A 14,473-nucleotide genomic window follows, 5' to 3' on the forward strand; every position below is an offset into this window, starting at 1 on the left:
TTCCTTCCCGCCAGGAGAAGAGTGGAGGCATGGAAATCCTTCTAACCGTCCTCATCATCGTGTTCCTCCTTGTTGCCGCCGCCACCGTTTCAGCGCTTCTGCGCGACGGCCGGGGGCATACTCCTCCCGTCGAATCCCACGAAGCCTGGTCCGCGCTGGACCTTCCGAGCATCAACTACACGCTCCGGGTCTTCTAGCCGGCAACACCAGCACCAGGAGCAGCTGCACGCAGTCGACAGCGGGATGCCCGGGCTCCCGCAGTAGACTGTCAGCAGACATGACACTTCACATCTCCTATCCCGCTGAGCTGCCGGTCTCCGAACGGCGCGAAGACCTGATGGCCGCGATCGCGGCAAACCAGGTCACCATCATCGCCGGCGAGACCGGCTCCGGTAAGACCACCCAGATCCCCAAGATGTGCCTCGAACTTGGGCTCGGCGAGGGTGGACTCATCGGCCACACCCAGCCGCGGAGGCTCGCAGCGCGCACTGTTGCTGAACGCATCGCCGAAGAACTGGGCGTGGATATCGGCCAGGAAGTGGGTTTCCAGGTCCGCTTCACGGGCGAGGTCAGCCGCGCCACCAAGGTCAAGCTGATGACCGACGGCATCCTGCTGGCGGAAATCCAGCGGGACAAACTGCTGCGCAAGTACAACGCAATCATCATCGACGAAGCCCACGAGCGCAGCCTTAATATCGACTTCATCCTGGGCTATCTAAAGCGGATCCTCCCGCAGCGGCCGGACCTGAAGGTGATCATCACCTCCGCCACCATCGACCCCCAACGGTTTGCAAACCATTTCGGGTCACCGGAAAAACCCGCGCCGATCGTCGAGGTCTCCGGGCGGACCTATCCCGTGGAAATCCGCTACCGCCCGCTGTCCCAGCCCTCTGGTGCAACGGACGAGGACGATGCTTCCGACGACGAACTCGAGGAAGACCGCGACCCCCTCGACGCCGTCTGTGACGCCGTCGACGAACTGGCAGCAGAAGCCCCCGGCGACATCCTGGTGTTCTTTTCCGGCGAACGCGAGATCCGGGATGCGGCCGACGCGCTGCAGGCCCGCATCCAGTCAAACCGCCGGCTGGCCGGGACGGAAGTGCTTCCGCTCTTTGCCCGGCTGAGCCTGCAGGAACAACACAAGGTCTTCCACCCCGGCAACAAGCGCAGGATCGTCCTCGCCACGAACGTGGCGGAAACGTCGCTCACCGTGCCGGGCATCAAGTACGTCATCGACACGGGCACCGCCCGCATTTCCAGGTACTCGCACCGCACCAAGGTCCAGCGCCTGCCCATCGAGCGGGTTTCCCAGGCGTCCGCCAACCAGCGTTCGGGGCGGTGCGGCCGCGTCTCCGACGGTATTGCCATCCGCCTGTACTCGGAGGAAGACTTCGAATCCCGGCCGCTCTACACCGACCCGGAAATCCTGCGCACCAACCTCGCCGCCGTCATCCTGCAGATGACCGCCATGGGCGTGGCCCGCGGTCCCAAGGACGTCGAAAACTTCCCCTTCGTCGAGCCCCCTGAGACGAGGGCAATCAACGACGGCGTCACGCTGCTCCGCGAACTCGGCGCCTTGGCACCGGCCAAGCAGGGCAACGGCACGGGTGACGCGCGGAGCGGCGGCGGGCTGACCGCCGTCGGGCAAAAGCTTGCCCAGCTGCCGGTGGATCCCCGGCTGGGCCGGATGATCGTGGAGGCCGGAAAGCGCGGCTGCGTCCGCGAGGTCATGATCCTGGCTGCGGCGCTCACCATCCAGGACCCCCGCGAGCGGCCTACGGACAAGCAGCAGCTCGCGGCGGAAAAGCACAACCGGTTCAAGGACGAGAACTCTGACTTCACCGGTTTCCTGAACCTCTGGAACTACCTTCAGGAAAAGCAGCAGGAGCTCTCGTCGTCGGCCTTCCGCCGGATGTGCCGTGCCGAATTCATCAACTACCTGCGGGTGCGGGAATGGCAGGATCTGTTTGCCCAGCTGCGCCAGCTGGCCCGGCCCCTGGGCATCAGCCTGGACAACAAGCGCCTTTCCGATCCCGTGGGCAACCATGAGGGCATCCACATCAGCCTTCTGTCCGGACTCCTGAGCCACATCGGCATCCTTGATGAGCGCAAGCGCGAGTATGCCGGCGCCCGGGGCTCCCGTTTCGCCATCTTCCCCGGCTCGGCCCTCTTCAAGAAGTCGCCCACGTTCGTCATGGCCGCTGAGCTGGTGGAGACCAGCCGGCTCTGGGCCCGGGTTGCCGCCAGGTTTGATCCTGTCTGGGCAGAGCAGGTTGCGCCGGACCTGGTGAAGCGAAGCTACAGCGAGCCCCACTGGTCCACCCGCCAGGGCGCCGTCATGGCCTACGAAAAGGTCACCCTGTACGGCGTGCCCATCATCGCCCAGCGCAGGATCAACTACGGCAGGGTGGACCCCGTCGTCGCCCGTGAGCTCTTCATCAGGCATGCCCTGGTGGAGGGCGACTGGAAAACCCACCACAAGTTCTTCCACCGCAACCGCGCCCTCCTGAACGAGGTGGAGGAGCTGGAGGCCAGGATGCGCCGCCGGGACCTCCTGGTGGACGACGAGACGCTGTTCGAGTTCTACGATGCGCGGATCGGGCCGGACGTGGTGTCCGAGCGGCACTTCGACAAGTGGTGGAAGGAGGCCCGGCAGAAGAACCCGGACCTCCTGGACTACGACAAGTCGCTCCTCCTCAGCGACGACGCGGACGACTTGGACGAATCGGCCTATCCCAGGACCTGGCTGCATAAGGGCTTTGAACTCCCGCTGAGTTATGAGTTCCATCCGGTGGCTCCGGGTTCGCCGCCCAACCCGTCCGACGGCGTCACGGCCGAAGTTCCGGTCCTGTTCCTGAACCAGCTGGAGGACAGGGCCTTCCGTTGGCTGATCCCGGGGCAGCGCGTGGAACTCGTGACGGCCCTGATCAAGTCCCTGCCGAAGCAGATCCGCAAGAACTTCGTTCCTGCCCCGGACGTGGCACGGCAGGCGGTGGCGGTCCTGGAAGCTGACTTTGATCCGGCTGCAGACGAGCTGGAACCATCGCTCGAACTTGCCTTGCGCCGCATCCGGGGGCACATCGTCCCTTCCGGCTCCTGGAACTGGGACGCGGTTCCCGCACACCTTCGGGTCAGCTTCCGGGTGGTGGACAGCAAGGGCAAGATCCTCGACGAAGGCAAGGACCTTGCCGCGCTGCAGGAAAAGCTTGCTCCGGCTACACGGCGGGCCATTGCGGAATCGCTGGGGGCGACGCCGGGGTCCACCGCCCCCGGCGCCGGCAATGGCAATGGCAAGGGTGCCGGGAACGGCAGGAAAGCCCCGCAGGCGTTTGGCACGGCGTCCGACGGCGGATCCCCCTCCCCGCAGCAGGCCACAGTGCCGGGAGGCTCAGCTTCCACCGGCTTCCGGGAGCAGGACGGCCTGACGGAGTGGAGCTTCGGGACACTTCAGCGGCAGGTCAGCAACATGGTCAAGGGCCATACCGTCACCGGCCACCCCGCACTCGTGGACCAGGGGAAGTCGGTGTCGCTCCGGGTCTTCCAGACGGCGGCAGAACAGGCAGAGGCGATGCGCGGCGGCGTGATCCGCCTGCTGGCCCTGCGTGTTCCGGCACCGGACCGCTACGTGCTGGAGCATCTGAGCAACACCGAAAAACTGACCTTCACCCAGAACCCGCACGGGTCCGTCTCAGCCCTGATCGCCGACTGCGCACTGGCGGCCATCGACAAACTCACGCCCCAGGAACTGCCGTGGGACCGGGCGTCCTTCGACCGGCTGTACGAGGTGGTCCGGGCCGAACTGATTGACACGGTGTTCAGTGTGACTGCTGTGGTGGAGCGCATTTTGGCGAGCACCCGGCGGATCGAAAAACAGCTGAAGGGGACTACCAGCCTGGCGCTCATCAGTGCCCTGAACGACATCAGGAGCCAACTGGAGCGCCTGGTGTATCCCGGCTTTGTAGCACAGACGGGCTACGCGCAGCTGAGCCAGCTCCCCCGGTACCTTTCCGCTATTGAGAAGCGGCTGGAACGCCTCCCGGGCAATGTCCAGCGCGACGCGCTCAACATGGCCGTCGTGCAGCGGCTCGAGGACGACTACGACGACGCAGTGTCCGCCCTGCTGCCTGGACGCAAGGCGGGTCCCGAGTTAACCCAGGTGCGCTGGATGCTCGAAGAGCTCCGGGTGAGCCTCTTCGCCGTCGAACTCGGCACAGCCTATTCGGTTTCCGAGAAGCGGATCCGCACTGTTCTCAACAAAGCACTGGCTCCGGTGTAGTCCCCACGCGCTGCAGCTCAGGAGGGAACGAACTCCCCGTAGCCGGCTGCCCGCAGGCCCTGGCGAAGCTTTTCGGCGTTGGCGTCGAGGACGTCGGGGTCCGGGTTCTGGTCCGCGTTGGCGAAATTGAACTCGGCCATGCTCTGCGAGGGCCAGACGTGCACGTGAAGATGGTTGATCTCATAGCCGGCCACAATGAGGCCAGCCCGCGCCGCATGAAATACCTCCACCTGGACCGCGCCGATCCGGCGGGCCACTTCCATGACCTTTGCCAGGATCTCCGGGGACGCGTCGGTCCAGCGGTCCACTTCTTCAGTCGGGACCACCAGGGTGTGCCCGTCAGCCAGCGGACCGGTAGTGAGGAAGGCCGCCACCTCCGGTTCGCGCCAGACGAAGCGGCCGGGGATCTCGCCGTTCAGGATCCTGGTGAAGAGCGTGCTCATGCGTTTGCCTCCTTGGCGGGTGCCTGCAGGGTGCTGGTGTCCAGCACAAACCGGTATTTCACGTCGCCTGCCACCATCCGGTCGTAGGCCACGTTGAGCTGGTCCGCGCCGACCAGCTCGATGTCTGCCACCACACCGTGCGAGGCGCAGAAGTCGAGCATTTCCTGGGTTTCGGCAATGCCGCCGATAAGGGATCCGGCGTAGGCAATCCGGCGGCGGATCAGGGCCCCCGGGTTCACGGGCGGCATCGGCCCGGATGGGAGGCCAAGCTGGAAAAGTGCCCCGTCAACCCGCAGGGTCTGGAAGTACGGATTCAGATCGTGCGGAGCGGCGACGGTATCGATGATGAGGTCGATACTGCGATTCGCCGCCGCCATGGCATCCTCGTCCCGGGAGAGGACGACTTCATCGGCCCCCAGCTCCAGGGCCGCGGCCACCTTGGCTTCCGACGTCGTGAACACCACCACCTTCGCGCCCATGGCCTTGGCAAGCTTGACGGCCATGTGGCCCAGTCCGCCGAGCCCCACCACGCCCACAACGTCGCCTTCTTCGACGTCGAAGTGCCGCAGCGGCGAAAAGGTGGTGACGCCGGCGCACAGCAGGGGGGCTGCGGCGGCCGGGTCAAGTCCCTCCGGGACGCGCACAACATAGCGCCGGTCTACTACCACAGAAGAGGAATAGCCGCCCTGGGTAACAGCGCCACCGTTCCGCCGGTCAACAGCGCCGTACGTACCCGTCATGCCGTTTTCACAGTACTGTTCCAGGCCGTCCATGCAGCTTTCGCATTCCCTGCAGGAATCCACCATGCAACCCACTCCCACCCGGTCGCCCACGGCAAACTCCGAGACTGCGGAACCAGTCCGGCTGACGGTGCCCACGATTTCGTGCCCGGGCACCAGGGGCCAGGTGCTGCCGCCCCACTCACCGCGGGTGACGTGCACATCCGAATGGCACAACCCGCAAAACTCAATGGCGATTTCGACATCTTCGGCCTTCGGCGCGCGCCGGGCAAGGGTCAGCGGCACCAGGCCGCTGTCCGGGGACGTCGCTCCGTAAGCGGCAGCCAGGACGCCCCCGCCGGACTCTGTGGTGGAAGGGGTGGCAGGCTGTGCAAGGGGTGGCGGTACGGGGCGTCCTGGAGTCATAGTGCGACGCTACCCTTGCCTGACTCCGTGTTTCCAGTCGACGGTCCGCCGATACCTCCCGGTTCAGGCCCGGTGGCTACCGGCAGGTCCGGGTTGCCGGACCACTCCGAAAATGATCCCGGGTAGAGCGCAGCCGGAAACCCGGCGAGTTCCAGGGCTGCGACCTCATGCGCCGCAGTGACGCCGGAGCCGCAATATACGGCCACCTGCACGCCGTCCCGGATGCCCAACGACTCAAACCGGCGGCGCAGCGCCTCTTGAGGCAGGAAGCGCCCGTTGGCATCCACGTTTTCCGATGTCGGCGCACTGATGGCGCCTGGGATATGACCCGCCCGCGGATCAACGGGCTCCACCTCGCCGCGGTACCTCTCCCCTGCCCGAGCGTCCAGCAGCAGGCCGCTGTCCGGCCAGCCGGCGGCCGCGCCGGCGTCGAGCACCGGCATCCTTCCGTCCGTCAGGCGGACGTTGCCGGCTTCCGGGACAACTGACCCCGCTTCGACCGGAAGTCCTGCGGCACGCCAGGCGGCCAGGCCGCCGTCGAGCAGGTACACCTCGGCCAGGCCGGCGTGCCTCAGCATCCACCACACCCTGGCCGCCGCCATACTGCCGCTGTCATCGTAGGCAACCACAAAGTCGCCGTCGTTAATGCCCCAGCGCCTGGCGCTCTCCTGGAACTCCCCCTCCGGCGGCAGCGGGTGCCTCCCGCGGCCCGGAGCCGCAGGGGCAGCAAGCTCCGTGCCGAGGTCCACAAAGACGGCGCCCGGCAGGTGCTCCTGCAGATAGTGGCGGTAGCCGTGGGGATCTCCCAGGGCCCAGCGGACATCCAGCAGGACCGTGCGCCGGTTGTCCGCAAGGCGGGCCTGCAGCCCGGCAACATCCATCAGGGGGTTCATTGCACTCCTTCAGCTGCGGTAGGGCCAACGGCTCCACTCTAACGGCAGCCCCTCAGGCCGCGGGTAGGCTTGTGCGGTGAAGATCGAGCACAGCGCCAGCCGGTACAACGCGGACCGGGACTGGGCAGACCAGGCAATCCGCAGGATCAGGGCAGAAAACAACCGCTCCGCCGACACCCACCTCTACTCGGTCCCCCTGCCGGAACACTGGGGCGTCCACCTCTACCTCAAGGACGAGTCGACGCACCGCTCCGGCAGCCTGAAGCACCGCCTGGCCCGCTCACTGTTCCTCTTTGGGCTGGTTAACGGCTGGATCAGGCAAGACACCACCATCGTGGAGGCTTCCAGCGGCAGCACGGCGGTGTCCGAGGCGTACTTTGCGCAGCTCCTGGGCCTGCCCTTCGTTGCGGTGATGGCACGCACCACCAGCCCGGAAAAGATCGCCCTCATCGAGCAGTTCGGCGGGTCCTGCCTGCTGGTGGAGCACGCGTCAGAGGTGTACGCGGCGGCGCAGGCGGTTGCGGACAACTGCAACGGCCACTACATGGACCAGTTCACTTACGCGGAGCGGGCCACGGACTGGCGCGGAAACAACAATATTGCCGAATCGATCTTCGGCCAGCTTGGGCTCGAGGAACATCCGGTTCCGGAGTGGATCGTGGTTGGCGCGGGCACCGGAGGAACCAGTGCGACGATCGGCAGGTACCTCCGCTACCACAGCCATCCCACGCAATTGCTGGTGGTGGATCCGGAAAATTCTGCGTTCTACCCGGGCTGGCTGGGTGGTTCCGGCGCACCGGCCAGCCTTCCGTCCCGGATCGAGGGCATCGGCAGGCCGCGGATGGAACCAAGCTTCGTGCCTTCCGTGATCGACCGCATGGTCCAGGTCCCGGACGCTGCCTCCGTGGCCGCCATGCGCCACCTCCACAGCCTGGCAGGGCTCCATGCCGGCCCCTCCACCGGCACCAACCTCTGGGGTGTGTGGCAGCTCGTTGCGGAAATGGTTGCCGAAGGCCGCACGGGCAGCATTGTTTCTTTGATGTGCGACGGCGGCGAGCGATACGCGGGCAACTACTACAACCAGGACTGGCTGGCTGGGCAGGGGCTGGACCCGGCGCCTTATGAGGAGGTCATTCGGCGCTTTATGGATACGGGTACGTGGACCGGAGGCAGCGTTTAGACCTCCACCGATTCACGGGCGGCCAGGTGCGTGTATTCGGTGCCGTATTTGGCGCCGAGCCTCTGGACGTGGCCTTCCACGATCTTCAAGCCGTTCTCATTAAGCAGCCCGTCATGGATCTGGAAAGCCCGCGGCGCCCTGACACCGATCACGAAGTCCAGCACTTCGGCTGATTTGCTCCACGGCGCGTGGAGGGGAACCAGCAGGGTCTGCACGCTGATGCCATCGGGAATCACGAAGGAATCCCCGGGGTGATACACGTTGTCGTCTATCAGGTAGCCGATGTTGGCCACGACGGGGATTTGCGGGTGGATCAAAGCGTGCTGGCCGCCAAAGCTGCGAATGCTGAAGCCGGCAGCCTGGAACGTTGAGCCCGGGTTCACGGCGTGGATGCGTGCGGCCTCCCCGGTGGCCTTGTCCTGCAGTTGGCCGGCAACGCGGGCCGGGGCGAACACTGCCAGGCCCGTAGTGGACCGCAAGGCCTCCACCACCACGGGAACGTCAATGTGGTCGGCGTGCTCGTGGGTTACCAGAACCGCTTCCGCGCCGGCCAGGGCCTCGGCTGACTCTGAGAAATTGCCGGGGTCGAGGACCAGGACCCGGCCGTCTTTTTCAAGCCGGACACAGGAATGGGTGAATTTGGTCAGCTTCATAGCGTCAGCCTAGGGTCCTCCTCCGGACCATGTCCACGAAGCTTCGGCTGGTAATCTTGATCTTTGCCACCATCCTGAGGAAGCGGGTCCAACCATGCCTTTCGGCGCTAAGGCTGATTCCACCACGTCGTCCCCGGTAACCGGTGGCGGCAAGGAACAGCGCGTCACCAAGCAGCGCCGGGCAGTCAGCGCGGCCCTGGACGAACTGGACGACTTCGTCAGCACGCAGGAGTTGTACCGGATCCTGCAGAACCAGGGAGTTTCGGTCTCCCTGGCAACCGCCTACCGGATCCTCCAGTCGCTCGCCGATGAGGGACTGGTGGATGTCCTGCGGAACGGTGATGGTGAGGCGGTGTACCGCCGCTGCGCTGTCACCGGACACCACCACCACCTGCTGTGCCGGAATTGCGGAAAGGCCGTGGAGGTTGAAGCGCCTGCTGTGGAGACCTGGGCGGCGCGCACAGCAGCAGAGCACGGCTACACCGAGGTGGCGCACACGGTGGAAATCTTTGGACTCTGCCCTGACTGCACTGCCCGCAAGGCCGCCGGCAGTCTTTAGGCCGCCTTGGCCAGGACCCGCCCGTTGATGCCTTTCCGGTCACGGACCGATCCAACGGCCCGGCACACCACGTAAATCAGGAAAGACAGCGTGGTGACGTAGGGGCTGATCGGAATGCGTCCCCCCAGGGCCAGCAGGATTCCGCCCACGGTGGCCGTCATCGCAAACGCCACGCTGAGTACCACCACTGCAACCGGCGAGGACGTCACCCGGAGTGCTGCCGCCGCAGGGGTGATCAGCAGGGCGAGCACCAGGAGGGCCCCTACAACCTGGATGGACAGGGCCACGCTGACGCCCAGCAGGACCATGAAAATTATGCCAAGGCTGCGCACCGGAACACCCCTGGCCGCGGCCAGCTCCGGGTCCACGCTGGCAAAGTTAAGCGGACGCCAGAGGGCCAGCAGCGCCACCATCACCACCACCGCGGTTCCGGCCAGCGCCTGCAGCTGCACCGTGTCCACGGACACAATCTGCCCGGTCAGCAGGCCGAACTTGTTGGCTGCACGGCCTTCGTAAAGGGACAGGAACAAGATCCCGAGCCCCAGCCCGAACGGCATGATCACACCGATGATGGAGTTTTTGTCCCTGGCCCGGACGCCCATCACGCCCAGCAGCAGCGCCGCCGTAACGGACCCGATCAGCGAGCCAAAAACGATGTCCGCGCCGATCAGCAGGGCAAAGGCGGCGCCGGCAAACGAAAGCTCGGAAATGCCGTGGACCGCGAACGCCAGGTCCCGCTTCATGACAAAAGTCCCCACCAGACCGCCCAAAAGGCCCAGGACGGCTCCTGCCCAGATGGAGTTCTGAACCAGGACCAGCAGCTCCCCATAATTTTCGAAGCTGAAGATTGCACCAAGAATGCTGTCTGCGTCCATCAGGCAGCCTCTTCCGCCAGGGCATGCGCCTCTGCATGATGGTGGGTGGTGGCATCCGGCAGGCCCACCACAACGATGCGGCCGTTGGCGTGGATGACTTCCACGTGGCTGCCGTAGAGATCGGAAAGGACTTCCGTGGTCATGACGTCGTCGGGAGCGCCCACCTTGAAGCGGCCGCCGGCAAGGTAGAGCACCCGGTCAACGTAATCGATGATGGGGTTGATTTCGTGGGTCACAAAAACCACGGCACTGTTCTGCTCGCGGCACTGCTGGTTGATGAGGGCGCTGACTGCCTGCTGGTGGTGGAGGTCCAAAGACAGAAGTGGTTCGTCGCAGAGAAGGACCTGGGGATCCGTGGCCAGCGCCTGCGCCACCCGGAGCCGCTGCTGTTCGCCGCCGGAGAGCTGCCCTACCGGGACTTTGGCGTACTCCGTGGCCCCTACAAGGTCAAGCAGCTGGTCTATCCTGCGGTTGGCTTTGGTTGAAGATAGTCGCAGCCCCCAGCGGTGCCCGTCCACACCCAGGCCAACGAGGTCCCTGGCACGCATCGGGGTATCGGGGGCGAAGGACTTCTGCTGGGGTATGTAGCCAATCAGGCTGCTGCCCCGTTCCACGGGACGCCCGCCAAGCATGGCCTGCCCCTGATGAAGTCCCTGGAGCCCCAGCAGGACTTTCAGGAAACTGGTCTTGCCACTGCCGTTGGGACCAAGCACGGCGAAGAATTCTCCGGGCTTGATGTCCAGGTCAAGGTCCTCCCAGAGCGCCCGCTGACCGAACTTCAGGGACGCGCCGGTGAGGCTGACCACGGGTTTCAACTATTTGTCTCCAGAACCTTGCTGATGTTGTCCACATTGTCCGTCATCCACTGGAGGTACGTCTTGCCCTCCGGCAGTGTTTCATTGAAGTCGACCACTGGAACACCGGCATTTTCCGCCGCCTTCTTCAGCGCTTCGGTCTGCGGACCTTCAGTCTGGCTGTTGTAGGCGAGCAGCAGCACCGACTTCGAAGCCAAAAGGTCCGTGGCTGCCTTGAGGACCGCAGGCGGAACGTCCGAGCCTTCTTCAATCGCAGCAGTGTAGTCCTCAGGGGTAGAGTTCACCAGCCCGGCATCCTCGAGGAGGTACAGCGGAACGGGTTCGGTCACGGCAACCCGCGCACCCGCCGAGACGGGCTTCAAGGCCTCCAGCTTTCCGTGCAGTTCCTCGATGCTGGATGTCAGGGCTGAGGCATTGGCCTGGAACGTGGACGCCGAGGCTGGGTCCAGCTCACCAAGCTTTGCTGCGATCTTAGCGGCCAGCTGTTCCATGGCCGGCAGGCTATACCAGACGTGCTCATTCAGTTCACCGTGGTCATGGGCAGTCTCGTCCCCTGCCGCCGTTTCCGTAGCCGGGGCTTCGGAGGAGGGGGCTTCCTCCTCCGGGTGCGCCATGCCGGAGAGTTCGACGGCGTTCAGCACCTTTCCGTCGTCCAGGCCGCTGTCCTCTGCCAGGGTATGGATGAAGTCGTCGTAGCCGCCGCCGTTTTCCAGGACAAGGTCAGCTTTGGAGACTGCCAGCCGGTCCTGGGCATTTGCTTCGTAGGAATGCGGATCCTGGCTGGTCTTGGTGATGATGGCGGTGACGTTCACTTTGTCGCCGCCGATGGTTTTGGCGATGTCCCCGTAGACATTCGTCGATGCCACAACGTTGATCCCGTCGGCGGCCTCGGGCGACGATTCAGCCTGCGGGCTGCAGGCGGTGAGCAGGAGGCCGAGCCCGGCCAGGGCGGCAAGGATCGATCGGGTGGCAGCTGGACGGCGCACGGAAACCTCATTCACAAGGGAGGGCGAAAACAACCACTCCAGCTTATACCTAAATAGGAATCATTCCTATTTAGCCCAGTCTTCCCCCGAAACCCGCGCCCTCCCCGCACTGCGGAAGGGCGCCGTCGGGCTATCCGCCGTTCGGCTGCCCCAGCCGCCTGATCCCGGTGGCCTGGGTGGCATCACGGATCTCACCGACCAGCTGCTCGATGACGTCCTCGAGGAACAGGACGCCCTGCGTGTTGCCGTCCGGTCCAATCACCCGGGCCAGATGGGATCCCGTCCTCTGCATAACGGACATCGCCTTCTCAATCTCATCGCCGAGGGCCAGATTGGCCAGGGACCGGATGCGGCTTTCCGCGATGGGCCGTTCATAGGCCTGCTCGGGGATGGACAACACATCCTTGACGTGGAGATAGCCGTACAGCATGTCGTCGTCGTCAAGCATGGGGAACCGGGAAAATCCGGTCCGGCTCACGGCCTTTTCGAACTCCACCGGGGTGGTGGCGGCCCTGAGCATGACCAGCTTCTCCAGCGGGACCATAATGTCCGCGGCGGTGTAGTCGGAAAATTCCAACGCGCCCGTTATGAGCCCCGCGTCGTCGTCCACCAGTCCGTGGCGGGTGGATTCCTGCACGATGGACTGCACCTCCTCCAGGGTGAAGGAGGAGTTGACCTCATCCTTGGGCTCGATACGGAGCATCTTGAGGATGTGGTTCGCTGACCAGTTCAGGACGGAGATGACGGGGTGGACCAGCCGTGCCACGAACATCAGCGGCGGGGCCAGCAGGAGTGCTGCCTTGTCAGCGACGCTGACCGAGATGTTCTTCGGAACCATCTCGCCAAAGGTCACATGCAGGAACGTCACCAGCATCAGCGCCACGGCGAAAGCGGCCACGTCGGCAACTTCCTTCGGCAGGCCCAGCGTCTCCAACGGGACAGCGAGCAGGTGGTGGATTGCCGGTTCGGCCACCAGCAGGATCAGCAGCGAGCAGACCGTGATACCCAGCTGTGCACACGCCAGCATCAGAGATACGTTCTCCATGGCGCGAAGCGTGGTCTGCGCCCGCTTCGAACCGGCTTCTGCCAGCGGCTCGATCTGGCTTCGCCGGGCGGACATGACTGCGAATTCAGCAGCCACAAAGAAGGCGTTTCCGAGCAGCAGGACGCCCAGCCAGAAGATGCCGGCCCAGTCACTCATCGTTCAGCCCTGTCGTCGCGTTCGGTCCTGTCGCCACGGTCAAGACCGCTATCGCTGTCGGCATGCCCCGGTTCGGGGGCCGGCCGGAAACAGATGCGGTCGATACGCCGCCCGTCCATCCGGGTCACGCTCAGCGTCCCGCCGCCGACGGGGACGGCATCCCCTACAACGGCGATCCGCCCCAGCTTGCTCATGACGTACCCGCCCACGGTTTCGTAAGCTGCTTCATCCGGAACACTCAAGCGGGGAATCTGCTCGGACAATTCGTCCGGGCGAAGCAGGCCCGGGAAGTACCAGTCCCCCGAGGCGCTTTGCAGCAGCCCGGGCCGGACCTTGTCGTGTTCGTCCGCCACTTCTCCCACGATCTCCTCCACGAGGTCTTCGAGGGTAGCGATGCCGGCAGTGCCGCCATACTCATCCAGGACGACGGCGAGCTGGAGGTTGCCCTCCCGGAGCTCTGCCAGCAGGGCGTCAAGGTGGATGGTCTCGGGGACCCGGAGCACCTCGGTCATGATGGCACCGGCTTCGAGGTTCTGGCGGCGGTCCCACGGCACTGCCACGGCCTTCTTGACGTGGACCAGCCCACGGATGTCGTCGGCTGAGTCGCCAATCACCGGGAACCGGGAGTACCCGGTACGGCGCGCAGCACTCAGGACATCGGAGACGGGCTGGCCGGCATCGATGGTTTCCACCCGGATGCGCGGGGTCATCACATCCGCGGCCGTCCTGGTGGAGAAGTTCAACGTGCGCGCAACAAAGTTTGCAGTGCCGGCGTCAAGGGTACCCATCGCCGCCGAACGGCGGACCAGCGATGCGAGTTCCGACGGCGTCCGGGCTCCTGAGATTTCCTCCTTCGCCTCCAGTCCAAAGGCGTTCAGCACCTTGTTGGAAACGCCGTTGAGGACCACGATCGCCGGTTTGAAGACAGCGGTGAACATCAGCTGCGGCCGGGCGAGGGCCCGGCCAACGGGGAAGGACAGTGCTATGGCCATGTTCTTGGGTACCAGTTCGCCCAGGAGCATGGACAGCAGGGTGGCGAGCACCATGGCCAGGACCAGGGAGACGGACGCCACCGCGACGTCGGGAAGTCCGACGGCGGTGAGCGGGGCTTCCAGGAGGCGCCCCACCGACGGCTCCATGACGTAGCCGGTCAGGAGCGTTGTCAGCGTGATGCCGAGCTGGCAGCTGGAAAGCTGGGTAGAGAGGGATTTTAGACAGGTGAGCAAAGGAACAGCGCCGGTGTCGCCGTCGTCGATGGCGCGCTGGACTGTTGGCTGGTCCAGTGCGATGAGGGAAAATTCGACAGCGACGAAGAACCCCGTGCCGGCGATCAGCAGCAGTCCTGCTGCAAGGAGAAGCCACTCCATTCAGCATCCCGCCTGGGCGGCGTTGGCTGACACGCTAAAGGAAGGGGAAGTGCGGAAACTGGCCAGTCCGCCCGGCGGAG

At 64.9% G+C, this 14,473-nt stretch carries 13 protein-coding genes; 4 read left to right on the top strand and 9 right to left on the bottom strand.

All coding sequences use genetic code 11. The features are described from left to right. Positions 1-29 precede the first annotated feature (29 nt). Positions 30-197 (top strand): hypothetical protein, encoded by a 168-nt coding sequence (locus tag CXX84_RS19035; protein WP_189337446.1) that lies wholly within the window; start codon positions 30-32, stop codon positions 195-197. An 80-nt stretch (positions 198-277) separates the two neighbouring features. Further along, complete coding sequence (gene hrpA / locus CXX84_RS00815) at positions 278-4,276, top strand: ATP-dependent RNA helicase HrpA (protein WP_102974838.1); 3,999 nt, start codon at positions 278-280, stop codon at positions 4,274-4,276. A 17-nt stretch (positions 4,277-4,293) separates the two neighbouring features. On the opposite strand, the gene CXX84_RS00820 is transcribed toward hrpA, so the two are convergent. The 3 genes from CXX84_RS00820 to CXX84_RS00830 are packed head-to-tail and all read right to left on the bottom strand — an operon-like array spanning position 4,294 to position 6,757. Beyond that, entirely contained in the window at positions 4,294-4,719 is a 426-nt protein-coding gene (locus tag CXX84_RS00820; RefSeq protein ID WP_102974839.1) for an HIT family protein, read from the bottom strand. Further along, on the bottom strand, positions 4,716-5,864 hold the full coding sequence (locus CXX84_RS00825; RefSeq protein ID WP_102974840.1) for an NAD(P)-dependent alcohol dehydrogenase: 1,149 nt from the start codon (positions 5,862-5,864) through the stop codon (positions 4,716-4,718). The genes CXX84_RS00820 and CXX84_RS00825 overlap by 4 nt, the downstream gene beginning before the upstream one ends. Continuing rightward, the gene (locus CXX84_RS00830) at positions 5,861-6,757 is read right to left on the bottom strand and encodes a sulfurtransferase (RefSeq protein WP_102974841.1); all 897 of its coding nucleotides are present in this window, start codon (positions 6,755-6,757) and stop codon (positions 5,861-5,863) included. Before CXX84_RS00830 ends, CXX84_RS00825 begins: the two co-directional genes overlap by 4 nt. Before the next feature lie 76 nt (positions 6,758-6,833). Between CXX84_RS00830 and CXX84_RS00835 the strand changes: the two genes are divergently transcribed. Continuing rightward, positions 6,834-7,937 carry a PLP-dependent cysteine synthase family protein gene (locus tag CXX84_RS00835; protein WP_102974842.1) on the top strand — a complete coding sequence of 368 codons (1,104 nt, stop codon included), beginning with the start codon at positions 6,834-6,836 and terminating at the stop codon, positions 7,935-7,937. Here the strand turns inward: CXX84_RS00835 and CXX84_RS00840 are convergent. Next, positions 7,934-8,590 carry an MBL fold metallo-hydrolase gene (locus CXX84_RS00840; RefSeq protein WP_102974843.1) on the bottom strand — a complete coding sequence of 219 codons (657 nt, stop codon included), beginning with the start codon at positions 8,588-8,590 and terminating at the stop codon, positions 7,934-7,936. The genes CXX84_RS00835 and CXX84_RS00840 overlap by 4 nt on opposite strands. A 94-nt stretch (positions 8,591-8,684) precedes the next feature. Here CXX84_RS00840 and CXX84_RS00845 point away from each other — a divergent pair, with 94 nt between their 5' ends. Beyond that, on the top strand, positions 8,685-9,149 hold the full coding sequence (locus CXX84_RS00845) for a Fur family transcriptional regulator (RefSeq protein ID WP_102974844.1): 465 nt from the start codon (positions 8,685-8,687) through the stop codon (positions 9,147-9,149). Here the strand turns inward: CXX84_RS00845 and CXX84_RS00850 are convergent. The 5 genes from CXX84_RS00850 to CXX84_RS00870 all read right to left on the bottom strand — a co-directional run bounded on the left by CXX84_RS00850 (position 9,146) and on the right by CXX84_RS00870 (position 14,393). Further along, positions 9,146-10,024: a metal ABC transporter permease gene (locus CXX84_RS00850; protein ID WP_102974845.1), complete on the bottom strand. Its 879-nt coding sequence runs from the start codon at positions 10,022-10,024 to the stop codon at positions 9,146-9,148. The two genes, CXX84_RS00845 and CXX84_RS00850, sit on opposite strands and share 4 nt — an antisense overlap. Then, the gene (locus CXX84_RS00855; RefSeq protein ID WP_102974846.1) at positions 10,024-10,839 is read right to left on the bottom strand and encodes a metal ABC transporter ATP-binding protein; all 816 of its coding nucleotides are present in this window, start codon (positions 10,837-10,839) and stop codon (positions 10,024-10,026) included. Before CXX84_RS00855 ends, CXX84_RS00850 begins: the two co-directional genes overlap by 1 nt. Continuing rightward, positions 10,836-11,825, bottom strand: a complete 990-nt coding sequence (locus CXX84_RS00860) for a metal ABC transporter solute-binding protein, Zn/Mn family (RefSeq protein WP_102975327.1) — start codon at positions 11,823-11,825, stop codon at positions 10,836-10,838. Before CXX84_RS00860 ends, CXX84_RS00855 begins: the two co-directional genes overlap by 4 nt. 130 nt (positions 11,826-11,955) lie before the next feature. Further along, entirely contained in the window at positions 11,956-13,026 is a 1,071-nt protein-coding gene (locus CXX84_RS00865; protein ID WP_102974847.1) for a hemolysin family protein, read from the bottom strand. Next, on the bottom strand, positions 13,023-14,393 hold the full coding sequence (locus CXX84_RS00870) for a hemolysin family protein (protein WP_102974848.1): 1,371 nt from the start codon (positions 14,391-14,393) through the stop codon (positions 13,023-13,025). The genes CXX84_RS00865 and CXX84_RS00870 overlap by 4 nt, the downstream gene beginning before the upstream one ends. Between the last annotated feature and the right edge of the window lie 80 nt (positions 14,394-14,473).

Origin of the sequence: Arthrobacter sp. AFG7.2, from assembly GCF_002892835.1 — a bacterium.
Taxonomy (GTDB): Bacteria; Actinomycetota; Actinomycetes; order Actinomycetales; family Micrococcaceae; genus Arthrobacter.

Coding starts and splice junctions, on each gene's coding strand:
- CXX84_RS00825 (WP_102974840.1), bottom strand. CDS start 5,864: ATGACTCCAGGACGCCCCGTACCGCCACCCCTTGCACAGCCTGCCACC.
- CXX84_RS00840 (WP_102974843.1), bottom strand. CDS start 8,590: ATGAAGCTGACCAAATTCACCCATTCCTGTGTCCGGCTTGAAAAAGAC.
- CXX84_RS19035 (WP_189337446.1), top strand. CDS start 30: ATGGAAATCCTTCTAACCGTCCTCATCATCGTGTTCCTCCTTGTTGCC.
- CXX84_RS00830 (WP_102974841.1), bottom strand. CDS start 6,757: ATGAACCCCCTGATGGATGTTGCCGGGCTGCAGGCCCGCCTTGCGGAC.
- CXX84_RS00845 (WP_102974844.1), top strand. CDS start 8,685: ATGCCTTTCGGCGCTAAGGCTGATTCCACCACGTCGTCCCCGGTAACC.
- CXX84_RS00820 (WP_102974839.1), bottom strand. CDS start 4,719: ATGAGCACGCTCTTCACCAGGATCCTGAACGGCGAGATCCCCGGCCGC.
- CXX84_RS00870 (WP_102974848.1), bottom strand. CDS start 14,393: ATGGAGTGGCTTCTCCTTGCAGCAGGACTGCTGCTGATCGCCGGCACG.
- CXX84_RS00850 (WP_102974845.1), bottom strand. CDS start 10,024: ATGGACGCAGACAGCATTCTTGGTGCAATCTTCAGCTTCGAAAATTAT.
- hrpA (WP_102974838.1), top strand. CDS start 278: ATGACACTTCACATCTCCTATCCCGCTGAGCTGCCGGTCTCCGAACGG.
- CXX84_RS00865 (WP_102974847.1), bottom strand. CDS start 13,026: ATGAGTGACTGGGCCGGCATCTTCTGGCTGGGCGTCCTGCTGCTCGGA.